This is a genomic window from Mesorhizobium sp., from assembly GCF_004962925.1.
GTDB lineage: Bacteria > Pseudomonadota > Alphaproteobacteria > Rhizobiales > Rhizobiaceae > Mesorhizobium.
Genome location: NZ_SUEO01000038.1, coordinates 1 through 26,190 on the forward strand (window position 1 = coordinate 1; position 26,190 = coordinate 26,190).

Here is a 26,190-nt window from a genome sequence, read left to right on the forward strand (position 1 = left end):
GATCGGGGTCGCGCGGCGGCCATGTCCGCCCAAGTGCGGAAAACTGGCCCCCAAGCGTTTTTTGCGCCGCCGCCGCTATGGCTTGCCGTTGTGCCGGCGTCGCAGCCAGCGCAGCATCGCGCCACCCAAGCAGCACCGGGTGCAACGGGCGCGAAGCATAACGCTCCCAGCCATCGTCGCGGCGGCGCGAAGCGATCCTTCGACGCTGCTCGCCCAGCCGGTGCAACACCTCGGCCGGCTGCATACTGCGCAACCGGTTGATGTACCAGCCGATTCTCATACGCGCTCCGCCCAGGTTTCGATTCTTATATACCATGCTGTCGAAAAGCCGCGCGACGGCAATCCTCCTTTTCCGATCCTGCGGTTAATATCTCCGACCATGATGCGGAGAGTGGCGATGAGAAGGATTGCGTGTATTGCAGCGTGGGTGCTCGGGATGGCGATGGCAGCCAACGCTGCACCGATCCCGCTCCAGCGCGGCGTTGGCGTGCATGGATGGCTCAACTGGTCGCCGATGGAGGATGATGGATCTTACCGTTGGCCCCCCTACCGCAGCGAGAAAGAGTGGCGCGCCGGAGATAGGCCGCTCACCAACTGGCCTGACGGCGAGGCGTTTGCGAGCATTCGATCGATGGGCTTCGACTTCGTCCGGCTGAGTGTCGACCCCGGCCCTCTGCTTGCCAGCGAGGGCGCCAAACGGCAACAAGCGCTGGACATACTTGCCGCGGCGGTCGAGCGGGTCACGTCGGCCGGCCTCAAGGTGGTTTTCGACCTGCACGGCGTCACCCAGGTTCCGGCCTACAGCATGGAGATGATCTATGACGGAGCCGACAGCGGGGGGGTTGCCAGCTACCGCGAAATGGTCGTGTCGGTCGCCACCATGCTGGTCAAGATCGGCACCGACAAGGTAGCCCTCGAGCCATATAACGAGCCGGCATACTACCCCTGCGATTCGAGCGGGAGCGATGACTGGCAGCGGATCATGGCAGGCACGGTCCGCGATATTCGCTCAGTCAGCAGCGAGCTCACCATCGTTGCAACGGGCGCCTGTGGCGACAGCATTGCCGGACTGGTCAATCTCACCCCGGGCTTTGACGACCCGAACCTCTACTACAGCTTCCATATGTATGAGCCGCACAGTTTCACGCATCAGCGGTCCGACGGGATAGACGCCTTCGCCTCGGGCCTCCCGTGGCCGGCCGACAGCAGCACGCCCGAAGTGGTGACCGAAACCCTTAAGGCGCAGATGGACGCCGCCGGCTTGAGCCCGGTCGAGCAGGTGATGAACATGGTCGCGGCGCGTGAAGCAATCGCCCGATATTTCGAGCAGAATTGGGGCCCAAGCCAACTCGAGGCGAGCTTCCGCCAGGCGGTCGACTGGGCCGAGGCCCATGGCGTCCCAAGCCGACGGCTCTTCATGGGCGAGTTCGGCGTCATCCTCATGTCCGCGGACGGCCGCATGGGCGCGTTCGACGCTGACCGTCTGCGCTACCTCAAGGCGGTGCGCGAGCAGGCGGAACGCTTTGCGATCCCATGGTCTGTCTGGGAATTCTCCAATCCCTATGGAATGACCGTCATCCGGCAGGAAGGGCCTGCGGTCCCAGACTCGAAGATGTTGCGAGCACTGGGCCTGCCATAGCTGCGGTTACCCTCTTCGCGGTGAACCAGCCGGGCGGCAACGCCAATCCTCTCCCTGCCACATTGGATCGGGATCGGCCTGGCTTCGTTAAACCGTCTTGCCGCCTCCGACCGCAACCGTCGGTGGCACTTCATCAGGACCGGCAGAGCCTCATCGAACCGATCAGACCCAGCTTTTCAACCCTTGCGGGCTTTTTCCTCGCGATCCGGTTTGTCAGCAACCAAGTGTTTAATACATTCGTCGTAAATAGCGCCGCAAATACGCGCTCGCCCGAGGGAAGAAAATGTGTGGAATTGGCGGCTGGATCGGGCCGAGGGTTGAGAATCCACAAGATCGGGCCGCCAGAATGTCCAACGCATTGCGGCATCGTGGTCCCGATGCCGAAGGTACCGAGTTCTTGGACTTGAACACCGGCGAGAACCAATTGGCATTGGTGCATCGCCGCCTGGCGATTATTGACCTAAATGCCGATTCAAATCAGCCGATGCATATCGATGACGGCCGGCTCAGAATTATTTTCAACGGCGAAATATACAACTATATCGAGTTGCGCCAGGAACTGATCGGCCTCGGTCATCATTTTCGAACGCGCTCCGATACTGAGGTGCTGCTCAGAGCTTATGATCAGTGGCACTTGTCCATGTTTGACCGATTGAGCGGCATGTTCGCCTTTGCGCTCTGGGATACTCAGAGGGAGGAATTGATCCTCGGCCGGGATCCATTCGGCAAAAAGCCCCTTTACCTCATGCAAAGCGGAAAATTGCTGTCGTTTGCCTCAGAGATCAATGCGTTGTTGTCGTCGCAGCCAGATGCGCAGCAGCTCGATTTGGACGCCGTGCACGAGTATCTGCGCTGGCGTTATGTGCCTGGACCCCGCACGCTTTTCAAACAAATCCGCAAACTCAACCCCGGAAGCTATGCTGTTTGCTCGCAAGGGACAGTGACGGAAACGCGCTATTATACGCCTCAAGATCAAACCGATCTGACCGAGGATATCGACGAAGAAACCGCCAAGCGACGATTTCTGGCACTGCTCGACTATTCCGTCGAGATCAGAATGCGCAGCGATGCGCCCTTTGGCGCCTTTCTCTCCGGAGGGCTCGACTCGTCGGCAATCGTCGCCCTGATGACCAAGCACAGCGACAAGCCCATTCGTACATTTTCGGTCGGTTTCAGGGAATCGGCTTATAGTGAACTCCCATTCGCCCGAAGCGTCGCCGATCATTTCAAGACTGATCATCGCGAGTTGGTCATCGAAGCGGACGACCTGATTGACCATCTGCCCAAGTTGATTCGCCACCTGGGGGCGCCTGTTTCACAAAGTTCGGACATTCCAATTTACCTGATGTCGGAGCGAGCCTCGCAGGACGTCAAGATGGTGCTCACAGGCGAAGGGGCCGACGAGATTCTCGGCGGGTATCCAAAACACCGTGCAGAGTCGCTGGCTGGAATCTACCGGTCGCTCGTTCCAGCCTTGCTCCACAACAACCTCCTCGCGCCTTTGATACGCGCCATGCCTGGCGCAACGGCCAAGTTCGATACATTTGCCCGAAGCGCGGGCGAAAGGGACTTTGCCACCCGGATGATCTCCTGGTTTGGAGCCATGACAGCGCGCGAACACGGTCGCCTCATCGGTGCGCCGGTCAATTGCCGCAACGTGCGTAACGACTTCCCGTTCTCATCGAGCGCGACGGCGTCCCATCTTCGCCGCGTGCTGTTTTTCGATCAGACATCGTGGTTGCCTGACAATCTGTTGGAACGAGGCGACCGGATGATGATGGCCGGTTCAATCGAAGGAAGAATGCCATTCCTCGATCGCGATCTGGCTGCGTTCGCCAGCACATTGCCCGATCGCTACAAGGTGGGTCGGCGGCAGGGCAAGATGATCTTGCGCAACAGTATGGCCAACATACTTCCCGAGAAAATTCTCAACCGCCGCAAAATCGGGTTCAAGGTGCCCGTTGCCGAATGGTTTCGCGGGTCGATGAAGAACTACGTGCACGACCATCTTTGCTCCTCTCATTCCGTTATTCGCAGCTATTTGAGCGCGAAATACCTTGATCGAATTGTCTCGGAGCACACGAAAGGGGTGGCAGACCACGAAAAGCTGATATGGGCGCTGTTGAACTTGGAGATATTCCACCGCGAGTTCGCGCTTGGAGCGCCGCAGTGACGCCAATGGGATCGATGTCGCGATCGGCCCGCGTCTGCGCGTGAAGGCTCACCCGCCGCACTCAAACGACGGCGCGCACAGATAAGCGTCGGCATTATTACACACGACAGCGTCAGCGCTTGACCGATTGAGCCTTTAACGCGACCGACCTCCAGACGTCGCAGATCGCGCCGACAAACGGGGCGAGCTCGAGCCGTTCCCGATGCACCGCCATTGCGGCAGCACCAAGCCTGGTCCTCAATGCCGGATTCTCGACCAGTCGTGTCAGCGCCTCGGTCAACGCCGCAACGTCGCCGGGCGGCACCAGCAACCCGGATTGCTCGTTGGTGATGATGTCCTCCACGGCGCCGACAGGTGTCGTCACGACCGCGAGACCTGCGGCCATGCCTTCGATGACCGAGACCGGCAGGTTTTCGGCAAACGAGGGCAGCACCAGAATGTCCGCCGAAGCGATCAGCGATGCGACCTCGTCGGGCCCGACCCAACCAGGAAGCGCAACGCGCTCGGCAAGGCCCAGTTCGGCCGTTCTCATCCGTGCCGCCTCGACATCGCCATCGCCGGCGATCGTGGCGCGCCAACCCTCGATCGGTTTCATGCGGTGCAGCGCATCGATCAATTGCGGGACTCCCTTGCGGTCGCCGATGCGGCCAAGAAACAAGATATGCACATGGTCGCCGCCGCCGACATGCGCCAAGGTGGGAACCGCGGTGGCGTTGGGAACGATGACGATATTGCCGGCCGCCCCCGGTGCTCGGCTCGCGACGAAGTCGCGCCAAAGCCCGCCCAAGACGATCACCCGACCGGCACGCTCGAACAGAGCTTCGATGCGGCGGCTCATGAAGCCACGATCGTCTTTCCAGAACGTCTCATACTGCGCCCCGTGCAAATGCAGGACATAGGGTATCGACAAAAGCCGCGCGCAGGCGGCGATCACCATCTTGCGATAGGTGCTGCCGGAGACCGATAAATTGATGTGAATGACATCGGCACGCTTGGCCAAACGCGCCGCAAGCATCCGCAAGCAAAAGTCAAACATGTAGAAGATCGAAAGCCCGACATGCCCCGGGCCGCGGCTGGCAAGGAAGCGTACATCGATGTCGGCGATTTTTTGCCGTTCGAACTCCTGCTTCAGCGCCCCCATGATGCGGTCGATGCCTCCCTGCCCCGAAACGCCCGAGGGCGTCGCGACAAGGACGTGCACTTTTCGATTGTGAACCAGACGCTGCAACATGACTCGATTTTCGGAACGACAAAACAAGGGTTTCAAATGAGGTTTACAACGAATCCGTTAGTTCAAACTGAATCTGTTCACCCTTTGCCGTCATCGCGCTGGATTTTCCGCCTGTCGACGGTTAATCGAAGGTGAATTTCCGGGGAAAACCCTTTGCTGCTCCGCTCCACGCTCATCTATGCCCCGGCGATCCTGCTGACACGGATCTCCGCGCTGCTCCTGCTGGTCATCGTGACGCGGTTGATCGACCAGACCGAGTATGGCCTGCTGACCCTGGTGGTGACCGTCGGCGAAATGACCGACGTTGCCGTTACCAACTGGCTGCGCATAGCGTTACTCAGGCTTGGCGGCAAAGGCGACATCAGCCGCGGCAGCCTGATGCTGGCCGGACGGGTGTTGCTTGCCAGCACGGCACTGGCGCTGATTATATCCGTGGTCGCCTCGGCAGTGGTCGTGCCGGAGCGCTGGGTCGAGTTTGCGATCGCCGTCTGCAGCTACCTGATCGCCGGTTCCATCGGCCGCTTCGCGTTGACCGTGCTGCAGATGCAGCAACGTCATTCCGTCTATTCGATGCTCGAGTTCCTGCGCGCCGTGCTGCAACTCGCGCTGCCGATAGGCGCCGTCATCCTGTTTCAGGATTCCTTTCTGACGGTATCGCTCGGCTCGAGCCTCGGCGTTTTAATTGCCGGCATCGTGGCGGGCATTATGGCATCGCGACGTGTCGTTGCCGGTCCGCCACGCTTCACCCAAAAGGAGTTCTTCGTCCTCGGTGTGCCCTTGGTCATCATGGCGCTGGTTGGCTTCGGCCTGCACAGCGCAGAGCGCGTGTTCCTCAAGATTTATTACGATGCCGGCGCAGTGGCGATCTTCGCCGCAGCCTATGCATTGGCCCGCCAGCCGATCGACATGGTCGCCAACTCCATCAACATGGGCGCCTTTCCCGAGGTAGTCAGCCGGTTCGACGACGACGGGCCTGCGGCATCGGGCCGGCTGCTGTCGCAATTGATGGCGTTGATGACCCGCCTTTGCCTGCCTGTTGCAGCGATGCTGGTCGCACTCAGCAGCGACATCACGCAGCTCCTGCTGCCCTCGCAATATCACGGTCGCTTCGGCCTGCTCTTTCCGATCATCGCCTTCAGCGTGCTGTGTGCCAACCTCGCGAGCTTCGTCTATGGCACCGTGGTGCACGCGCACAAGCGGCCGTGGCTGCTGATCATCGCCAATTCCTTCGGCTCGGTGGCGACAATCGCACTGTCTGTGCTGTTGATCCCACCGATGGCGGAGGTCGGTGCTGCTTTGGCGCTGGCGGGCGGATCGCTGGTCGGCCTCGTTGCCTGCATCATCATCAGCGAACGGCTCACGCCGGTGCCGGTGCCATGGCGCGACATCGGCATTTCGATCGTCATCTCGCTCAGCACGGGGCTGGCCGCCAGCCTTGCCAGCGCTTTACTCGGCGATGCGCCGGCCATCTTCTCGCTCGCCGCGGGCGGCACCGCTGGCGCAGTGATTTTCTTCGGGCTGACGTGGCTGTTTTATCCCGCCGCCGCGATGCAATTCGCAGCTAAGTTGCGGGCGCGGCTACGGCTCGCATAAACCTGCGACGGCGCGCGTCGTATCGTAGTCCTGGAAAAGCGGTTCCGATTTCGGGTCGGTGCTGTAGCCCAGGGCCGGTGCCATATTTTTTTGGTAACCGGTGCTTATAGATCGACCTTTCGGCGCCCTCGACGGTCCCAGAACTCCCGGCACAGCAGCCCCACGTAGGCAGTGTTGGTATCATAATAGCGGCGCCACAAGCGTCGCGGCTCCTGTGCCACGCGAAACAACCACTCGAGACCGGCCGCTTGAATCAGTTTTGGCGCCCGGGCGACCTTGCCGCCGTAGACGTCGAAACTGCCGCCCACGCCCATGACAAAACTCGGAGTGAGTTCGTCTCGATGGCGTTTGAGAAAGCGCTCCTTGCGCGGCGTCGGCATGGCCACCAACAGGCAGTCGGCACCCGAGGCGTTGATCGCCTCGACGATGCCGGCCTCGTCTTCCGGTTTGAAATAGCCATTGCGAATGCCGGCGACGACGAGGCTCGGATGATCCTTGGCAAGCCGCCTTCCAACCGCATCGAGAACGGATTGCTCGGCACCCAAGAGGAAGGGCCTGAAGCCGCGCTTCGCGCAGAGGCTCAACAGATTGATCATGATGTCGACGCCGGCTACCCGCTCCGGCAGCGCGACGCCGCAAAGACGCGCGCCCCAAAGCACGCCGATGCCGTCGACGTTAATCACATCCGCCGTCGCAACATCCTCCCGCAACTCGGTATTGTTGCGCATGTTCACGAGCTTGGCGACATTCACGACCACATGGTGCAGCGGCCGCCGCAGGGTCATTGCCTCATCGGCGATGGCCAGCGTCTCGGCCATGGTCAGAGCATGGATCGGCGCGCCAAGGAACTCCCGGCGCCGTGACGCCAACAGCCGATGCTGCGCCCATACCGGGTCGTGCGCGTTCATGCGGCCTCCTCTGCACCTGCAGGAAGTGCCAGATGCTCGATCGCTGATTTCTTGCCTTCGATGCGGGCGTCGGGCTTGCGTGCCTTGCGCCAGGTCCACAGACCCCGCGTGTCGATGAGCTTCTTGTCCTTGAGCGCTTCGGGATCAACCAGATTGAACTGCCGATGGTCGACCAGCAGGACGACGATGTCGCACTGGTCGATGGCGGAAAGTGCATCGGTGAAGACGATGCCCTTGCCCTCGAGCTCATACGGCAGCCTATGTGTGTTGGGTTCGGCCGCAATGATCTTCAGATTGGGAATATCTGACAAAAGCTTCACCACCTCGACAGCCGGGCTCTCGCGCATATCGTCGATGTTGGCTTTGAAGCTGAGGCCAAGACAAGCGATCGTCTGCTTGCGGGACGGGTCGAGCAAGGCTTCTATATCCCTGACCACCGACAAAGGACGCTCGGAATTGATCCGGCGCGCCGAAGCCATCAGCCGCGTGCTGTTGGGCGCGGCATCGATGATAAAATACGGATCGACCGCAATGCAGTGGCCGCCAACGCCCGGACTCGGCTGAAGGATGTTCACGCGGGGATGCCGGTTAGCGAGATCGATCACCTCCCAGACGTTGAGCGACAGATCCTGGCACACTGCCGCAAGCTCGTTGGCAAAGGCGATATTGACGTCGCGGAACGCGTTCTCGGTCAGCTTCACCAGTTCCGCGCTTTCGGCCTTGGTCGTGAACAGGTCGCCGGCAACAAAGGTTGAATAGAGTGCCGCGGTCCGTTCCGACGATTTGCGCGACAGTCCGCCGATCGAGCGATCGTTGTTGATCAGCTCGGTAAGGACCTTTCCCGGCAACACGCGCTCGGGCGAATAGGCGACCAGAACATCGGCCTCTTCGCCATGCACGAGAGGAAATTTGAGATCGGGCCGCAACTCGGAAAGCAGTGCCGTCATGATGCGCGTCGTGCCGACCGGCGATGTCGATTCCAGCACCACAAGGTCTCCCCGCTTCAGCACGGAGGCGATGCTTCGTGCTGCCGCGAGCACGTAGCTCACATCCGGCTTGTGGTCCTCGGTCATCGGGGTCGGCACGGCGATGATAAAGGCGTCCGCCGGCTGCGGCGTACTGAAGGCCCTGAGCTTGCCGTTGGCCACGACCTTCTGGATCAAACCATCAAGGTCTGGCTCGACGATGTGGATTTCGCCGCGATTGACCTTCTCGACCACGGCTTCGTTGACGTCGACGCCAATGACGTCGAGCCCACGACTGGCGAAGATGGCACAGGTCGGCAGGCCGATATAGCCCATGCCGATAACGGAAACGGTCTTGATCTCAGCCATGATGCAGCAATTCCTCAACGATCCGGTTACTGGCCCGGCCATCGCCATATGGGTTGTGTCGTTCCGCCATGCCGCGATAGGCGGCCTGATCGTCGAGCAGGCTGTTGGCATTGGACAGGATTTTTTCGATATCGGTGCCGACGAGACGGGCGGTACCTGCCGCGATCCCCTCGGGTCGCTCGGTATTCTCGCGCATCACCAGCACCGGCTTGCCGAGCGAAGGCGCTTCTTCCTGCACGCCGCCGCTATCGGTCAGCACCAGATAGCTCTGCTTCTGCAGGAACAGGAACGGCAGATAATCCTGCGGATCGACCAGATGGATGTTCGGCACACCCCCTAGTTCTGCATTGACCACCGAGCGCACATTGGGATTGGGATGGACAGGATAGACGATCTGCACGTCCTCGCGCACCGCCAATCGCTTCAGCGCCGCACAGATACGGTGGATGCCGCCGTCGAAATTCTCACGGCGATGACCGGTGACGAGGATCATTTTCTTGGTGGGATCAAGGAAGGGGAAATGAGTGGCGAGCTTCGCGCTCATCAACTTGTCAGCGTCGATCGCGCCGGAAAAATGCAACAGCGTGTCGATCACCGTATTACCGGTCACGAAGATGGTGCTGGCGTCCTTTCCTTCGGCGATGAGATTGTCGCGCGCCTGAATGGTCGGCGCGAAGTGCCAGGTCGCGATGTCGCCGGCAATCTTGCGGTTCAGCTCCTCCGGAAAGGGAGAGTTGATGTCGTGGCTGCGCAATCCTGCCTCGATATGGGCGACTGGGATGCGCTTGTAGAAGGCAGCCAGAGCCGCAGTCATCGCCGTCGTCGTGTCGCCTTGCACGAGGACGATATCGGGCTTCGCCTCCTCCAGCACTTCGGCCATGCCCAGCAGCACGCGCGAGGTCACGTCGAACAATGTCTGGCCGGGCTGCATGATGTTGAGATCGTGATGCACGGGCAGGCCAGTCAGTTCGATGACCTGGTCGACCATCTCGCGATGCTGGCCAGTGATGCATGTCTCGGTAATAAAACCTGGATGGGCAAGCGCGGCACGCACCACTGGAAAGCATTTGAGCGCCTCCGGCCTCGTGCCGAACACGATCAGCAGTTTTTGCCTGGACGGCAGTTTTGGATGTGAAAGGACGTTCATTGCTGACCCTGGTCGCCAGAAGGCGTCGCGACCTGCTGATTATTCGCCACGAGAGCTATAATAGCGGCAGAAGCCGCCTTAGTGACCTTAAATCTTAATATATGATTAACAGCCAAGCCCGCGTTCTCCCCGGTAACTCTTATGAAAGCCTAACCCGATACGTATCCTGACAGAGTAGTCTTGAAAAAGAACATATTCGATTGACTAATATTTTAATTATCGGCCACATCGTTGGATCTCGACGCTGGGAAAATGAGCTTCTGGTGCGGTTGAGCGCAGCTGGTCACGTGGTTTCGAGCTGCCGCGCGCCGACACCTGCGCCGATCGCTCGCGGACTGGACATTGTGCTGGCGGTCGAGAGCCGGCGCTTCGGACCCTCGTTGGCAAGCCCCTCCGACCCGTTACCGTCTGGCGGTTCCGGCCCAGCCGACCTCGTGATCGATCTCACTGGCACTGCCGCACCACGCGGCACGCCGGTTCTGACGCTCGAATTTTGCGGCCACAGCACCTTCCCCGCCGGTATGGCCGAGATGCTGGCGAGCCGACGATCGCCAGAACTTGCCGTTCGCCTCGACGGCGTCACAGTCGCCCGGGGGCGACCGATGCTCAGCGACCGGCTCTGGCTGTCTCGCAGCTGCAACGACCTGCTGGCTGGGGCCATCTCGTTGGTTGCGCAAAGCGTCGCCCGCTTTTCCGCTGGCGAACTTGTGCCAATCGCCGATAGCCCAGTGCCGATCCTGAGGAATGGCAGTTTCGTCCGGCACTATCTGCCCTTTTTCTGCAGGGGGTTGATCGACCGTGCCGTGCAAAAACTCAGACTTGGACGGCGCCCCTTCTATTGGCAGGTTGCCTATCGGCTGATCGACGGGTCAGGTGTCGCCGAAACCGGGCAACTCGACGGTACGCCGTTCACCGTCCTCCCGGACGATGGCCAGCGATTCTACGCCGATCCATTCGTCTTCGAGCGCGATGGCCGCCACTATCTGTTTGTCGAGGAATTTCCCTACGCCACGGGTCGCGGAGTGATTTCTGTCGCCGAACTGGGTGACGATGGCAGCTTCGGCGTACCGAGGGTTGTGCTGGAGGAACCGCACCACTTATCGTATCCGCAGGTGTTCGCTCTGGCTGGCGAGATTTTCATGATCCCTGAGAGTGGGGCGGCGCGCGAGCTTGTGCTCTACCGCGCCGCACAGTTTCCAGATCGCTGGGTACGCGACACAGTGCTGATGACGGACAAGGATTTCAATGACGCCACGCTGCTCGAATCCGATGGGCGCTTCTGGCTGTTGGGAACGGAGCGGTTCGGTTACGGCAGCGCCTCGGATACGATGGCCGTCTATTCCGCACCCTCGCTGCGCGGGCCATGGGTTGCGCATGCCCTCAATCCCATCGCCGTCGATCACTCGGCCGCCCGACCCGGCGGCGCTTTTATCCGCCAGGGCGATGCTCTGGTGTTGCCTGTGCAAAACGGGTCGAGAGCCTATGGCGGCGGCCTGGGGCTGATGCGGCTGGATCGGCTTGACGATGTCGATGTCCGTTTTGCGCCGCCCCGCCCGATCGGCCAGGGGCCAGCATGGGCCCGCGCCGGCATTCACACGCTCAATCGCGCCGGCAATGTCGAGGTTGTGGATAGCGCTGGCTGAGGCGTCCGGAGCCTGCGCTTATCCGAGCCGATCCAGTTTCGACCCGGATGCAACAGCGGCCGAAGATGTGCTCTTCGGCTGGTTTCTATACGGCACGTTTCTATAGGCAAGCAGCAACACCACGATGGTCGTGATATCCGGCGCTTTTGACGAAAGCGCATTGTTCGACAGCGCAGCAAGCAGAAACGTCATGGTGCCGATCCATGCCGGCAGCGGCGCCGCGCGCAGCAGCCGAAAAATGAACCAGAATACCAGCACTATAAAGAGCACGGCTATGGGCAAGCCGAAGAGCATGATGATGACCACCGGCGCGCTCTCGATATAAGGCAGGTGCAGCTTCTCGTTGACGATCGCCAGGAGGTCGTCGACGTTCATGCCTAACAGGATGTCTTTCCAGCTAACAAGTCCGAATATCTGGTAGATCGTCACCCGCGCCATGAAATTCTCGTCAAATATCGTGTTGCCGAATCGATTCAGCAGCCCGCCCGAAAACAGTATGGCAACCAGCGCTGCGCCGCCCGCCAGGGCGAACAGCAGCACGACGGACTTGGCCTGCCGCTGGTGCTTGAGCGTCAGGCGCGGCCAAGGCACGAACATCAGCAGAATGAGGGTTTCTCCGGCAGCGAGCATCAGGGCGGCGCGGGCGCCTGACGCAGCACAACCGACGAGCAACACGAGAATCGATGCCACCCGCACCCATATGAGCCAGCGCGTCAGCGGTACGAATCCGATGGCTGTGGCGCAGAGCGCGCCTAGTGCCAGCGGATGCGCCGATAGGCCGATTGGCCTGAACTGCAGTTCGTTGAGACCGTAAGGCATAAACCGATGTTGAGTCACCGCTTCGATCGTGCCGAGCACAGCGCTGAGGATCACCATTCCAAGCACGACGTCGCCCAACGCCCGCCGCACTTCCGCGTTCAAGGCCAGCATCAACAGGCCTGCGGCGCCCGCCACCAGATAAGTATCGATGATGAACCCGGAGGAGCCCGCACGGCCGGTGATGAACAGATACGGCACCAGCGCGAACATCAGCGCAGAATAGAGCATTAAAGCCTTGAATATTCCAATTTCGTCGCCCTGCAGCAGGAACGGTCGGCTGAAAAGAACGATAGGAAGCAGCAGAAAGATAGCATAGGTGCCGAAATGCAGTTTCTCGTAGAATGAGCCACCGTCGGCCGTATAGTCGACGACCATGTTCATAATCTGCGGTGACACCGTGAGGCGGAGCAGGAACGCAAACGCCGCGCATAGGAAAAACAGAACCGACAGCGCGTTCTGACGGCGCGCCTGGCTGGACATCAATCGTTCCGAAGCGGCAGCGGGATAGCTCATGTCCCATCCAAGTGGCTGTATTCAAACGGCATTCTGACCAACGAGATCCATTCTAGGGACCGCCGAACGGCCGCGGCGCTTGAATAGGCAAAATATGCCAACTTGGAAAATGAGATGTTAACGATCTTTCTGTAGTGCTGGCCCGCATAGCGAATAACCAGAGTTAGCACCATGTCCGCCGCTTCCGACACACCCCTTCCCTCTGTGGCGGATTCCGATATCAGCGCACTTGAGCGGATCGCCAATGCGCGGCGCGCCAGCAGGGCAAGGCTGCAACAGGATGCCCCAACCATGGCGCGCAGCTCCGCCCCTGTCATGCCGCACACACCCGAACCTGTCCCGACGGTGACGCTTGACAAGATCGGCGATTTCCTTGAGCTCGATTTTCGGCGCCTGTTTGTCTGGCTGCGTGCCGGGCTCGTCGTGGCCTGCATGCTGGCAGTGGCCGGCGGCGTCATCGGCGCCGCCTATGGGCTGCTGAGCAAACAGCGTTATACCGTTGCAACGGAAATCCTCATCAATCCTGCCAATTTGCAGGTTGTGGAAAACGATCTCTACTCGCAACCGGGCCAGGTCGATAGCCAAATTCTCAACGCGCGCAGCAAGCAGCGCATCTTGACCTCGGGCAACGTGCTTGCACGTGTGGTGGACGAACTCGGTCTAGCCAACGATCCGGAGTTTTTCGACCCGGACCAGAGTGCCTCCACGTCTGGTGTTGGAGCGAGTGGCGGCAAGTCCGATCCGAAGCTTGTCGCCCAGAAGAGCCTGGCGGAGCGGGTCGATGTCACTGCAGATGAAACGTCGTTCGTCACGACCCTCTCGGTATCGGCGGAAACCACCAGCAAGGCGATCCTGATCTCGCAAGCCATAGTGAAAGCTTTCCAGGAAGAACTGGCCAAGGCCGAAGCTGCTGGTGCCAGCCGTGCCGCAGCTGCTCTTGACGGCCGGCTCGGCCAACTCAAGCGCGATGTGCAAGCGGCCGAAGAGAAGGTCGAGAGCTACAGGCGCAGCCACAACCTGTCCTCCAGCAATGGCCAGCTTGTCAGTTCGCAGACGATGACGCAGCTCAATAGCGAAATTGGAGAGGCGCAATCGCGGGTCATCGCTGCACAGGCAAGTTACGACGCCTTGGTTGCGTCCGGTGTCAATGGAGCCAACCCTGACCCGGCGGATTCGGCAGCGCTCGCAGCACTGCGCGATAAGGCAAACAACCTGCGGCAGCAAATCGATTCACAGTCCATGACCTTTGGTCCGCGCCACCCGACGATTGTCAGGCTCAGGACAGAATTCGAAACCGTCAGTTCTCAACTCAGGGCAGAGTTCTCCCGCACGGTCGGCACGGCAAAAGCCAACCTGGACAAGGCCAACGCGTCATTGGCTTCCCTCGACGCCAAGATGAACGATCTGAAGAGCAATGTTTTCACCGACAGCGAGTCCCAGGTCGCCCTACGTGAGCTTGAACGGGATGCCGCATCGAGGAGGACGATCTATGAGAGCTTCCTGTCTCGCGCGCGCCAAATCACCGAGCGCGAGCAGATCGACACCACGAATGTGCAGGTGATTTCCACCGCCGTACCGCCAAACGGGCGCTCGTGGCCGCCCCGCACCCCCCTGATGGCAGGCCTGGGGGCTTTCGCTGGCTTTGCTCTAGGCATGCTGCTCGCCTTAGCCATGGGCATCGTGCGCGACATGCGCCAGCCGCCGAACCGATCAGGCATTGGCGTCAGCCAAGCCTGAATCCAGGCATGGCGAAGCGCATTGTTTTTCACATTGCCAGTCTCAGGGGCGGCGGCGCCGAGCGCGTCTTCGTCCTCATGGCAAACGAATTGGCGTCGCGTGGGCACGATGTCACACTTTTTACCTGGAACGCGGAAGGACCTAACGCCGCGCTGCGCTCCCCCGCCGTGCATCTGGTCGACTTCGATCTTCCCATCCGGGGCGAGGGTTACGGCAAGTGGGAGACGTTGAAAGGTATCGTGCGAAGCGCACGTTTGTTCAGCCGCCTTGGTCCCCATGCGGTCTATAGCGCCCCGGAATTTGCCAATCTGATCGTGACGCTGGCACTTCTCCTGGCGCGAAGCCGAGCGAGGTTCTTTCCAAGCTTCCACGCGGCGGCCTCACTGCCTTCCGGCAGCCTCGGCGCGAGAATAGCGGTCTGGCTTTCCGCGCTGGTTGCAGCGCGCGCAACCAAAGCCATCGCCGTCTCAGTGGGCGTCGGCCGCGATATTGCGGCCCGCGGCTTCCCCAAATCCAAGGTTGTCGTCATCAACAACCCGCTGCCGCCGGCTGCAGCGCCTCAGGAAGATTCCTATGCCTGGCAGGCAGAGCTGGCGACGATGGGCGATGGCCCGGTCATCGCCACCGCTGGGCGCCTGGTGCCGGTCAAGGATCATCGGACTTTGCTGCGGGCCTTCGCTATCTTGCGCGCCGGCCGCCGCGCTCGACTGGCCATCTTCGGTGAAGGTCCACTGGCTGACGAGTTGCGCGCCTATGCCCAGGAACTCGGCATAGGCGCGGATGTGCTCTTTGCCGGCTATGTCAATGATCCCGCGGCCTGTTATGCCGCAGCCGATCTGTTCGTTCTTTCCTCGACGAGCGAGGGCTTTGGCAATGTGTTGGTCGAGGCCATGGCTGCAGGTGTCCCCGTAGTCTCCACAGATGCGCCACATGGCCCGCGCGAGATTCTGGGTGATGGTCGTTTCGGCACCCTGATACCGGTCGGCGATGCCGCGGCCCTGGCAGCAGCGATGGCTGAGATGCTGGATCACCCCACTTCCCCTGCCCTTCTGGAGAGCAGGGCAGCGGATTTCGAAGTTGAAAAGATCGGCGATCTATACGAAGCGCTGCTCTAACCGGGAACTTCGCTTGGCGGCACAGGCGCCAGAGCAGGATCGTCACATACATCGGAATCTGATAGCAGCCGATGAAGATGAGCAGCGGGTCGGTCACCCCTGCGGGAAACGCGGGCGCCAGCCGCGAGGCGATTCGTTTCTAACGGAGTGTTCGAATGAGACATGTGTGGCGTTGGTTCGGCCCAGTCGACAAGGTGACGATCGCGGACGCGCGTCAAGCCGGTGCGCAAGGCATCGTCTCAGCCCTTCACCACGTTCCTTACGGCGCTGTCTGGCTGCCCGCCGAAATCCAAAACCGTCAGCGCGAAGTCGCATCTTTGCCGGATGGAAGCGCAAGTGATCTGAACTGGGAGATCGTCGAGAGCCTGCCGGTTTCCGAAGCGATCAAGACGCAGGTCGGCGAATGGCGCAGCCATATTGCCAACTACAGGACATCGCTGGAAAACCTGGCGCGGGCCGGCATTTCGGTCATCTGCTACAATTTCATGCCCGTGCTCGACTGGACCCGCACCGATCTTGCCTGGCGCCTGCCGCATGGCGGCACCACCATGCGCTTCGATCTGGTCGACTTCGCCGCATTCGACATCCATATCCTGAAACGCCAAGGGGCGCTCGGCGATTACACGCCGGAGATCGCCTCCGAGGCGGAGCGGCGACACGCGCAAATGGATGACGTTGCCCGCAAGGTTCTGGCAAGAAGCGTCAATTCCGGTCTGCCCGGCTCGACCGAAGACACGTCTCTCGACGGTCTCGCGGCGCAACTGTCAAATTATGACCGCATCGACCCAACAACCCTGCGCCGGCATTTCGTCGATTTTCTGGCGGAGGTCGTGCCTACCGCCGAGCGCCTCGGCCTGCGTCTCTGCTGCCATCCGGACGATCCGCCGTTCCCGCTGCTGGGCTTGTCGCGCGTCATGTCGACCGAGGCCGACTATCGGTACATTCTGAACGCAGTCGACAGCCCGGCCAACGGGGCGACACTGTGCACGGGATCACTCGGTGCAAGGCCGGATAATGATCTGCCCGGCATGATCGAGCGGATGGGGCCAAAAATCCACTTCGCGCATCTGCGCAATGTGCGCAAGGAAGCGGCCGGCGTCCCCTGCTCGTTCCACGAGGACGAGCATCTTGGCGGCGACACCGACATGGTGGCGGTGGTGGCGGCGCTACTCCACGAGGAAGCGCGGCGTCGGAAGGAAGGGCGCCCGGACGCAGTCATCCCGATGCGCCCCGACCATGGCCAGGATATCCTCGACGACCTGACGCGTGGGGCCCAGCCCGGCTATCCGGCCATCGGTCGGCTCAAGGGATTGGCCGAACTCCGCGGCGTCGAACATGCCATTCGCAAGTCGACGTCAGGCGAGCATATCTCCATTTGAGTGCAGAAAAGAGCACTAGAGCAATTCCAAGAAAAGTGTGAAACGGTTTTCCCGGGAAAAGCGCTTAGCGCTTTCCCTAGGGAATTGCGCAGAAACAAAGAGATAGAGCGGTTCGGCGTTTCCGTGAAACGATGAACCGCTCTAGCATAGACCGGAAGAAGCCACGGAGAGGTCCGCAACCGGTATTCGCCAAACTCACAGCCATCAGGTTTCGATCATCGGGCATCCCGCAACCCGCCTCCGGCCCGACGTCACCTTTCCACCCATTTTGCGCGGACGGATTGTGCATAATCGCAGTTTGCGGTTTGAGTCCGATTGCAATCCGCTAGCTTGCGCTAGTTATTGCTCCATCCAGCCGGTGTTGAAACGAACTCTGGGCAGCGGTTGGGAATTCATATCCTGGGAGGAAATCACGATGAGAAAGTTCGCCGCCGCTCTGGCCGCCGCCGCAGCCGTCACGCTCTATCCGTTCGCTGCGGGCGCGCAAACCTACCCCGAACGCACCATCACTGTTGTGGTGCCGTTTTCGGCCGGCGGCCCGACCGACACGGTCACGCGCCTCGTCGCGGAAGCCATGTCGAAGGATCTCGGCCAGCAGGTCATCGTCGAGAATGTCGGCGGCGCCGGCGGCACGCTAGGTGCAGGCCGCGTCGCGAACGCCGATCCCGACGGCTATACGCTGCTCCTCCATCACATCGGCATGGCGACAAGCGCGACGCTATACCGAAAGCTCGCATACGACACGCTGAACGGCTTCGAATATGTCGGCCTCGTTACCGAGGTGCCGATGACCATCGTTGGCCGCAAGGACCTCGAGCCGACCGATCTGAAGGGGCTGGTCGACTACGCCAAGGCCAACAAGGACACCGTCACCGTCGCCAATGCCGGCATAGGCGCGGCCTCGCATCTATGCGGCATGCTGTTCATGAGCGCGATCGGCACACCGCTGGTCACTGTACCCTACAAGGGCACCGGCCCGGCCATGACCGATCTTCTCGGCGGCCAGGTCGACATCATGTGCGACCAGACGACCAATACCACCAAGCAGATCCAAGGCGGCACGATCAAGGCCTATGCCGTCACCTCGCCGCAACGCCTCGATGTGCTGCCCGATCTGCCGACAACGACGGAAGCCGGTCTCCATGAGGTGCAGGTCGGCATCTGGCACGGCCTCTACGCGCCCAAGGGTACGCCGACCGAGGTCACCGAGCGGCTGTCGAAGTCGCTTCAGGTCGCGCTTAAGGACCAGAATGTCGTCGCCCGCTTCGCCGAGCTCGGCACCAAGCCGTCGTCCGACGCAGACGCGACGCCGGCCGCGCTGAAGGCCAAGCTGGAAAGCGAGATCGCGCGCTGGAAGCCGATCATCGAAGCCGCCGGCCAGTACGCCGACTGAGGTCTTGAACGGGGCGCCACCAGCGCCCCGTTTTTCACGCCCGATATCGGCATGCCCGCGGCGCGGGCCTGGGAGGACGTCATGAAACCCTTCACAATCGACACGACCAACGGCATATGCGCCGCGCTGTTCATCTTTCTCGGCGGATTTTTCGCACTGCAGTCGCTCGGCCTCGAAATCGGCACCGCCTTCCGCATGGGGCCGGGTTATTTCCCGCTGGTCCTGGCGATCGTGCTTATTCTGCTCGGCGCCGTCATCCTCGTCGAAGCGGTGCGCTTCGAGAGCGAACCGATCGGCCATATAGCCTGGCGCGGCATGCTGTTCATCCTCCCTGCCCCGATCTTCTTCGGCCTGACCGTGCGCGGCCTCGGTTTCATCCCCTCGATCTTTCTGACGGCGCTGATCGCATCCTTTGCCAGCGGCCGCATGCGGCCGCTGACCGCGCTCGTGCTCTCCGCCAGCCTTACGTTGTTTGCCTTCCTCGTCTTCAGCTACGCGCTCGGCCTGCCGTTCCGGCGCTTCGGCCCATGGCTGGTACTGTGAGGGGATGAACATGGAACTCCTCGGCAACCTCGCGCTCGGCTTTTCGACGGCAACGACGCTGGCAAACCTCGGTTTCTGTCTGATCGGCGTCCTTCTCGGCACGCTGATCGGCGTCCTGCCCGGCATCGGCGCCACCGCAACCATCGCCATGCTGTTGCCGATCACCTTCCAGATCGGCGACCCGGTTTCCTCCCTCATCATGCTCGCCGGCATCTATTACGGCGCGCAATATGGCGGCTCGACCACCGCCATCCTTATCAACATGCCCGGCGAATCCTCATCAGCCGTCACCGCAATCGACGGCTACCAGATGGCCAAGAACGGCCGCGCCGGTGCGGCACTCGCGATCGCGGCAATAGGCTCGTTCTTCGCCGGCACGGTGTCGACCTTTCTCGTCGCTATCTTCGCTCCGCCGCTGACGGCGATCGCGCTGCAATTCGGTGCGGCCGAGTATTTTTCGCTGATGGTCGTCGGCCTCGTCTCGTCCGTCGCGCTCGCCCACGGCTCGATTGTCAAGGCGCTGGCGATGGTCGTGCTTGGCCTGCTGCTCGGCATTGTCGGCACTGACATCTACACCGGCACACCGCGCTTCACGCTTGGCATCCGCGAATATGCCGACGGGCTGAATTTCGTCGCGGTGGCGGTCGGCGTCTTCGGCGTCGCCGAGATACTGCGCAACCTCGAAAACGAGCACGAGCGCTCCGTGATGATCCGAAGGGTCTCCGGCCTTATGCCGACCCGCGAGGACTTTCGGCGCATGGCGGCGCCCATCGTGCGCGGAACGATCATCGGTTCGGCGCTCGGCATCCTGCCGGGAGGCGGCGCGATCCTTGCAGCCTTTGCCTCCTACACGGTCGAAAAGCGCGTATCGAAAAATCCGGGGGAATTCGGCAAGGGCGCCATCGAAGGCGTCGCCGGACCGGAATCGGCCAACAATGCCGGCGCGCAGACCTCCTTCATCCCGATGCTGACGCTCGGCATTCCGGCCAACCCGGTCATGGCGCTGATGATCGGCGCAATGATCATCCAGGGCATCGTGCCCGGCCCCAATGTCGCGATCGAACAGCCGGCGCTGTTTTGGGGCATCATCGCCTCGATGTGGATCGGCAATCTGATGCTGATCGTCTTGAACCTGCCGCTGATCGGGCTTTGGGTAAAGCTCCTGACGATCCCCTATTACGTGCTCTTCCCGATCATCATGGCGTTCTGCTCGATCGGCGTTTACAGCGTCAACACCAACATCTACGACCTCTACGCCGTCGCCTTCTTCGGCTTCCTCGGCTACCTCCTGACCAAGCTGCGCTGCGAACCCGCGCCGCTGCTGCTCGGCTTCGTGCTCGGCCCGCTGCTCGAGGAAAACCTGCGCCGCGCCATGATTCTCTCGCGCGGCGACCCGAGCACCTTCGTCACGAGACCGATCAGCGCCGGCCTGCTCTTCGTCGCACTCGCCGTGCTCGTGATCGTCTTCCTGCCCGGGGTCAAGAAGAAGCGCGAAGAGGTGTTCGTGGAAGAGAATTAGCGAAAGTCACGCGGGCGCCTCTCCACGGATACGGCCCGGTTTCCAGAAAGACGGCGGTTTCCTGGGAGGGACGCCGATCGGCTCATCCATATCGTAATGCGCCGATTTGTCGGCCTTGACGGTTACGGTGGCCCCACCGAATTGGCACGCCTCGCGGGACAAACTCCTCCACGTGAGCACGGAGGCGTTGCCACTAGCCGTGGACGATCTGAGGAGCGAACCGATGCATCCCGTCTGGGATGCATCGGAAGGATTGACTCAGTTGTGGCGGATTTCCGTTCCCAGCACCTTCAGGCACTCGCGGATGAACGCGGCAAGTGCGGTCCAGCCCTTTGCCGAGACCATCGTTCCGTCGACATAGGCCTCAGTAGGGGACAGGTCGATATAGGTTCCACCGGCGAGGGTCACTTCCGGCTCGCAGGCAGCCAGCGCACCTACTTTCTTGCCACGCACGACGCCGTCGACCGCGATCAGGATCTGGACGCCATGGCAGATCGTAAAGATCGGCTTCTTGTTTTCGTGGAAATGGCGGACGATCGCCTGCACGCGCTTATCCGTGCGGATGTATTCGGGGCCACGACCGCCCGCGCAATACACGGCGTGATACTGGTCGAGCTGTTTCTCCGCTTCCGAAAAGGTCTTGTTCATCAAAGCATAGTGGCCGGGTTTTTCGGTGTAGGTTTGGTCACCTTCGAAATCGTGGAGCGATGTCTTGATCAGGTCTCCAGCGTTCTTGTCAGGACAGACAACGTGGACAATGTGGCCGACGGCCTCCATCGCCTGCTGATAGACGAAGATCTCGTATTCTTCGGTAAACTCACCGGTCAACATTAGTATTTTCTTGCCTGGCATGGTCGGTTTCCTCATTTTGTGGATGGAAGTCCGGCGGGCATTCCACTCGCCCCGCGGCGCGGCCTCAGAAAAGGGAATCCGGGACGTGGTATTCCCCGGCCTTTGCTTGCGTGATCAAGGGTGCATCTAGATTGACGGCGGCGCTCCCGATGTGGACGGTGACTGGCATCGTGACAGTCTCAATCGAACGCCAGCAACAAACGATCACGAGAATGCTCGATATGGCGGCGCATCGCCTGTTCCGCCGCGGCGGGGTCGGAGGCAGCGAAGGCGGCCAGGATGGCCTCATGCTCGTCGAGCGCTTCCTCGGTAACGCGCGAATGGAACATCAGGCGAAAGATGTGGAAGTGCGTATGCTGGAACGCGAGAGTCTGGCGCACGAGATCGTTGTTTGCAAATTCCATAATCCTGTCGTGGAAAATGGCGTCCTGCCGCGCAAAGTTGGAGTAACGCAGGCGTTCATCCTTGCCTTCGCGGCGCGCCATGCCCCCTGCGGACTCCTGAAGCACCGCAAGTTTCGTCTCATCCATCAATGCGGCCGCTTTGGCCGCCCCATGCGGCTCAAGCAGCAGGCGAAGCTCATAGAGTTCGTCAAATCGGCGCTTGGTTATCTGCGGCGCGGCGCGGTAGCCGATCAAATGTGTCTTCAGCACAAGGCCTTCGCCTTCGAGGCGGCCAAGCGCTTCACGGATTGGCGTGTGGGATACTTCGAGTTCCTTGACCAGACTGTCGACGGTGATCCGCGAGCCAGGCGCGATCTTCAGCGACATGAGTTGCGCGAAGATTGCTTCATACACGTCCTCCACCAGGCTGTTGGATCGCTGGATGCGTCCGCTAGCCGGGTCGACTTCTCGGGCATTGCTTAAGTTCGTGACCTGCATCTTTGCCTCTTGACAGGATCACTGGCTAACACGATGCTTCGCCCAATGCAATCCTATATCCTATACGATTTAATAGAGGATACCTTTTGGATCGAACTCGACGAGCTTTCGCTTTCCACTCCCAACATCATCGAGGGACGCAGAACATGAGCCTTTTCGCTGCCGTAAGGCTCCCGCGTGAGATCCTCTTCGGGAAAGGCCAGCGCCATGTCATTCCAACCGTTGCGGCCAGGCTGGGCCGTCGCGCGCTTGTCTGCACGGACGAGCGCTTTGCCGCAACTGTCGCCTTCGCAGAAATTATTACGGCGCTCGAGGGCGCATCGATCGATGTGCTGGTGCATGACCGCGTGCTGCCCGACGTCCCCCGAGACACGGTTGCCGTCTGCGTCGAGGAGGCGCGGAAGTTCGCGCCGGACATGGTGATCGGCATCGGAGGCGGCAGTTGTCTCGACATGGCCAAATGCGCCGCGTTGCTCATCAGTCACGGCGGCCTGCTCCAGGACTACTACGGCGAGTTCAAGGTGCCTGGCCCGACGCTGCCGGTGATCGCGGTGCCAACAACAGCCGGCACCGGCTCGGAAGTGACCCCTGTCGCGGTGATCTCCGATCCGGATCGCACCTTGAAGGTCGGCATCTCCAGCCCGCATCTGATCGCGGCAGCCGCCATCTGCGACCCGGAACTGACGATGACATGTCCCCCGGGACTGACGGCGATCGCGGGCGCGGACGCGCTGACACATGCAATCGAAGCTTTTACCGCCGTCAGGCGCGGCACTGACCCCAGCCTGCCGCAGCAGCATGTCTTCATCGGAAAGAGCGCGCTGACCGATCATTTTGCGCTGCTCGCGATCAAGCTGCTTGGCCGCAGTCTTGAGAAGGCATACCGCGACCCCGCCGACGCGGACGCTCGGGCCGATGTGATGATGGGCGCGCTTGCAGCCGGCTGTGCGTTCGGTACGGCGGGAACGGCGGCGGCGCACGCGGTGCAATATCCAGTCGGCGCCCTTACCCATACCGCTCACGGGCTGGGTGTCGCCACCATGTTGCCGTATGTCATGAAGTACAACCGGGCCGCCGCGGCCGCCGAGATGACCGAGATCGGCCTTGCCCTTGGTCTCGACGGGAGGGACCGGAGTATCGGTGAGATGGCCGACGCGACCATCGACGAGATCGGCCGGCTGTTTGGCGCGATCGGGATCACGCCTTCGCTGGCCGAGCTCGGGCTTCCGTCCGACAAGCTCGATTGGACGGCCGAACAGGCGCTCGGCATTGACCGTCTCATCAAGAACAATCCGCGGCCGTTCGATCTGGCAGCCATGCGGGGCCTGGTCCAGGCTGCCTATGATGGCGACCTCGCCACCTACGTCATGTGAGCAATCGAGGAGCAGGCCATGAACATATCTCATCAGGTGCTGGAGGACGATCAGGACACTGCCGACTTCCATAGGTTCTCCCACGGCTTGTATATCGGCGGCCAATGGCGGCAATCCGCCGACGGCAGGGAAATCCAGGTCGTGGACCCTTCCACGGAGGCGGTGATCGCCGCCGTTCCCGATGCGACGATCGAAGATGCCGCGGCCGCCGTGGAGGCTGCGGCCAAGGCCGCCGATGGCTGGCGCACAACGGCACCCCGCAAGCGGTCCGAAATCCTCAGACGTTGCTTCGAGCTGATAACGCAACGTTCCGAGACGCTGGCAACGCTGATCTCGCTGGAAAACGGCAAGGCACTCCGGGACGCGCGTGGCGAGATCGCCTATGCCGCGGAATTCTTTCGCTGGAATGCCGAGGAAGCCGTGCGCATCACCGGTGAATTCGGGATGGCGCCTTCCGGCACGAACCGGATCGTGGTCGACTACGAGCCCATCGGCATCTGCATCCTTATCACACCCTGGAACTTCCCTGCCGCCATGGCGACGCGCAAGATCGCGCCCGCCTTGGCTGCCGGGTGCACGGTAATTTTGAAGCCAGCCAGCGAGACCCCGCTCACCGCCTACGCGCTTGCCGCGCTCTACCAGGAAGCAGGCGTTCCGCCAGGCGTGGTGAACGTTCTGACAACCTCCAATCCCGGCCCTGTGACGGCCGCGATGCTGGCCGATCCGCGGGTGCGGAAACTCTCCTTTACCGGCTCGACGGGTGTCGGGCGCGTTCTGCTGGCCGAGGCCGCAAAGCACGTGGTTTCGTGTTCGATGGAGCTTGGCGGCAACGCGCCATTCCTTGTGTTCGACGACGCGGACCTCGACGCGGCGGTCGATGGGGCGATGGTGGCGAAGATGCGCAACGCCGGCGAGGCCTGCACGGCCGCAAACCGCATCTATGTCCAGTCCGGCGTTTACGATGCCTTTGGCGAAAGCCTCGCCAGGCGGATGTCGGCACTCAAGATCGGCGCTGGTACGGACGCGGCCACGGAGTGCGGGCCGATGATCACCAGGAAGGCCGTCGACAAGATCGACCGTCTGGTCAACGATGCTGTCGCCCGCGGCGCGCGGGTGCTGTGCGGGGGCAAGGCAGGCTCGGGAACGGGATATTACTATCCGCCGACCGTGCTCTGCGACGTCCCGGCCGAGGCTGAGATGGCGCATGAGGAAATTTTCGGGCCGGTGGCGCCAATCTCGAGATTCGAAACGGAAGCCGACGTCATCGCGCGCGCCAACGACACCGAATACGGTCTTGCCGCCTACATCTACACGCGCGATCTTGCGCGTGGAATGCGGGTGGCATCCAAGATCGAAGCCGGGATGATCGCTCTCAACCGCGGCTTGATGTCCGATCCGGCAGCACCCTTCGGCGGGGTAAAGCAGAGCGGCCTCGGCCGCGAAGGCGGACAGCATCACGGCATTGCCGAGTTCATGGAGGCGAAATACCTCGCCATCAGCATCTGAGCGGAGGAAGGGTGCAAAACGATCCGTTTCGCATCCGCGACCACGTCGCGGATTTTGACAAAATCGTGCAGGACATCGTTCACCGCAGCGAGGCCGTTCGCGCAACCATTCCAATGACTGCGGACGTTGCCTACGGGCCGAATCAGACCGAAACCATCGACCTGTTCTTTCCCTCGGGCAAAAGAAGCGGCCTGCCGGTGCACATGTTTATCCATGGCGGCTACTGGAGGATGTTCTCCAAGCGCGACTACTCATACGTCGCGACGACGATTACCCAAGCCGGTGCGATTGCCGTCATCGTCGACTATGCTCTGATGCCCAAGGTCAGAATGGCGACGATCGTCGACCAGGTGCGCCGTGCCAAGCAGTGGGTTCTGGCCCATATCGCCGACCATGGCGGAAACCCGGCAGAACTGACTGTCAGCGGTCATTCGGCCGGAGCACATCTTTCAACGTTTCTGTTCAACAGCGAGAATACCCCTTCGAATGTGCGGGCAGCTCTTCTGCTCGGCGGGCTCTACGATTTGAAACCGCTCCAGAACTCCTTTCTCGCCAACGAGATCGGAATCACCGATGAGGAAGTCACCTTGTTCACACCGCTTGCCTATCGGCATGATCCTCAAACCAAGGCGATGGTTCTGGTCGGAGCCAATGAGACGCCGCCTTTCCATCAGCAGGCAGATCGATTCAAACAGAACCTGCTAAAGCGGGGTTCGCCGGTAACGTCGCTTGTTCTCACGAACCGCAACCACATGGACAGCGTCAGAGATCTCGGCGTGCCTGAGAGCCAGGCGGGTGATTGCCTGACGAAACTGATTGCCAACGGCAGCTGGTAACCCGCCCTGCAGACATGCCAGCCATCACCTACGGCGGCTTAACCGCAATGCCGTCT

20 protein-coding genes are annotated in these 26,190 nt (G+C 61.1%); 13 read left to right on the top strand and 7 right to left on the bottom strand.

Going from position 1 to position 26,190, the window contains the following annotated elements; translation table 11 throughout:
• The coding region (locus E5W87_RS10725; RefSeq protein WP_292396799.1) for a cellulase family glycosylhydrolase at positions 1 to 1,639 on the top strand (1,639 nt) is incomplete at its 5' end.
• Between the two features lie 283 nt (positions 1,640 to 1,922).
• Positions 1,923 to 3,812 (top strand): asparagine synthase (glutamine-hydrolyzing), encoded by a 1,890-nt coding sequence (gene asnB / locus E5W87_RS10730; protein ID WP_292396802.1) that lies wholly within the window; start codon positions 1,923 to 1,925, stop codon positions 3,810 to 3,812.
• A 112-nt stretch (positions 3,813 to 3,924) separates the two neighbouring features.
• On the opposite strand, the gene E5W87_RS10735 is transcribed toward asnB, so the two are convergent.
• Complete coding sequence (locus tag E5W87_RS10735; protein ID WP_292396805.1) at positions 3,925 to 5,043, bottom strand: glycosyltransferase family 4 protein; 1,119 nt, start codon at positions 5,041 to 5,043, stop codon at positions 3,925 to 3,927.
• A gap of 153 nt (positions 5,044 to 5,196) precedes the next feature.
• Between E5W87_RS10735 and E5W87_RS10740 the strand changes: the two genes are divergently transcribed.
• The gene (locus E5W87_RS10740) at positions 5,197 to 6,636 is read left to right on the top strand and encodes a lipopolysaccharide biosynthesis protein (RefSeq protein WP_292396807.1); all 1,440 of its coding nucleotides are present in this window, start codon (positions 5,197 to 5,199) and stop codon (positions 6,634 to 6,636) included.
• A gap of 104 nt (positions 6,637 to 6,740) precedes the next feature.
• Here the strand turns inward: E5W87_RS10740 and E5W87_RS10745 are convergent, their stop codons facing one another.
• Genes E5W87_RS10745 through wecB form a run of 3 tightly spaced genes read right to left on the bottom strand, consistent with a single transcriptional unit; the run spans position 6,741 to position 10,025 of the window.
• Complete coding sequence (locus E5W87_RS10745) at positions 6,741 to 7,544, bottom strand: WecB/TagA/CpsF family glycosyltransferase (protein ID WP_292396808.1); 804 nt, start codon at positions 7,542 to 7,544, stop codon at positions 6,741 to 6,743.
• Positions 7,541 to 8,878, bottom strand: coding sequence for a UDP-N-acetyl-D-mannosamine dehydrogenase (gene wecC / locus E5W87_RS10750; RefSeq protein WP_292396810.1), 1,338 nt, complete (start codon positions 8,876 to 8,878; stop codon positions 7,541 to 7,543). The genes E5W87_RS10745 and wecC overlap by 4 nt, the downstream gene beginning before the upstream one ends.
• A complete protein-coding gene (gene wecB / locus E5W87_RS10755; protein ID WP_292396812.1) occupies positions 8,871 to 10,025 on the bottom strand; it encodes a non-hydrolyzing UDP-N-acetylglucosamine 2-epimerase in 1,155 nt (384 codons plus the stop codon). The genes wecC and wecB overlap by 8 nt, the downstream gene beginning before the upstream one ends.
• Before the next feature lie 263 nt (positions 10,026 to 10,288).
• Between wecB and E5W87_RS10760 the strand changes: the two genes are divergently transcribed.
• Positions 10,289 to 11,668: a hypothetical protein gene (locus E5W87_RS10760; RefSeq protein WP_292396814.1), complete on the top strand. Its 1,380-nt coding sequence runs from the start codon at positions 10,289 to 10,291 to the stop codon at positions 11,666 to 11,668.
• Between the two features lie 18 nt (positions 11,669 to 11,686).
• Here the strand turns inward: E5W87_RS10760 and E5W87_RS10765 are convergent, their stop codons facing one another.
• Entirely contained in the window at positions 11,687 to 13,000 is a 1,314-nt protein-coding gene (locus E5W87_RS10765; RefSeq protein WP_292396816.1) for a VpsF family polysaccharide biosynthesis protein, read from the bottom strand.
• A gap of 171 nt (positions 13,001 to 13,171) precedes the next feature.
• On the opposite strand from E5W87_RS10765, the gene E5W87_RS10770 reads away from it, so the two are divergent.
• From E5W87_RS10770 to E5W87_RS10795, 6 genes are all read left to right on the top strand, one after another.
• Positions 13,172 to 14,737, top strand: coding sequence for a GumC family protein (locus tag E5W87_RS10770; protein ID WP_292396817.1), 1,566 nt, complete (start codon positions 13,172 to 13,174; stop codon positions 14,735 to 14,737).
• Positions 14,738 to 14,745: 8 nt separating this feature from the next.
• Entirely contained in the window at positions 14,746 to 15,852 is a 1,107-nt protein-coding gene (locus tag E5W87_RS10775) for a glycosyltransferase (protein ID WP_292396820.1), read from the top strand.
• A gap of 155 nt (positions 15,853 to 16,007) precedes the next feature.
• A complete protein-coding gene (gene uxuA, locus E5W87_RS10780; RefSeq protein ID WP_292396821.1) occupies positions 16,008 to 17,231 on the top strand; it encodes a mannonate dehydratase in 1,224 nt (407 codons plus the stop codon).
• 415 nt (positions 17,232 to 17,646) lie between these two features.
• Entirely contained in the window at positions 17,647 to 18,624 is a 978-nt protein-coding gene (locus tag E5W87_RS10785) for a tripartite tricarboxylate transporter substrate-binding protein (protein WP_292396823.1), read from the top strand.
• A gap of 81 nt (positions 18,625 to 18,705) precedes the next feature.
• Entirely contained in the window at positions 18,706 to 19,167 is a 462-nt protein-coding gene (locus E5W87_RS10790; RefSeq protein WP_292396824.1) for a tripartite tricarboxylate transporter TctB family protein, read from the top strand.
• Between the two features lie 10 nt (positions 19,168 to 19,177).
• The gene (locus tag E5W87_RS10795) at positions 19,178 to 20,686 is read left to right on the top strand and encodes a tripartite tricarboxylate transporter permease (protein WP_292396826.1); all 1,509 of its coding nucleotides are present in this window, start codon (positions 19,178 to 19,180) and stop codon (positions 20,684 to 20,686) included.
• A gap of 258 nt (positions 20,687 to 20,944) precedes the next feature.
• Here E5W87_RS10795 and E5W87_RS10800 read toward each other — a convergent pair whose 3' ends face one another.
• Positions 20,945 to 21,538 (bottom strand): DJ-1/PfpI family protein, encoded by a 594-nt coding sequence (locus E5W87_RS10800; RefSeq protein ID WP_065009308.1) that lies wholly within the window; start codon positions 21,536 to 21,538, stop codon positions 20,945 to 20,947.
• 179 nt (positions 21,539 to 21,717) lie between these two features.
• A complete protein-coding gene (locus E5W87_RS10805) occupies positions 21,718 to 22,419 on the bottom strand; it encodes a GntR family transcriptional regulator (protein WP_292220399.1) in 702 nt (233 codons plus the stop codon).
• 146 nt (positions 22,420 to 22,565) lie between these two features.
• Here E5W87_RS10805 and E5W87_RS10810 point away from each other — a divergent pair, with 146 nt between their 5' ends.
• Genes E5W87_RS10810 through E5W87_RS10820 form a run of 3 tightly spaced genes read left to right on the top strand, consistent with a single transcriptional unit; the run spans position 22,566 to position 26,134 of the window.
• A complete protein-coding gene (locus tag E5W87_RS10810; protein ID WP_292396829.1) occupies positions 22,566 to 23,792 on the top strand; it encodes an iron-containing alcohol dehydrogenase in 1,227 nt (408 codons plus the stop codon).
• A gap of 18 nt (positions 23,793 to 23,810) precedes the next feature.
• Positions 23,811 to 25,298, top strand: a complete 1,488-nt coding sequence (locus E5W87_RS10815; RefSeq protein ID WP_292396831.1) for an NAD-dependent succinate-semialdehyde dehydrogenase — start codon at positions 23,811 to 23,813, stop codon at positions 25,296 to 25,298.
• Positions 25,299 to 25,309: 11 nt separating this feature from the next.
• On the top strand, positions 25,310 to 26,134 hold the full coding sequence (locus E5W87_RS10820; RefSeq protein WP_292396833.1) for an alpha/beta hydrolase: 825 nt from the start codon (positions 25,310 to 25,312) through the stop codon (positions 26,132 to 26,134).
• Positions 26,135 to 26,190: the final 56 nt, after the last annotated feature.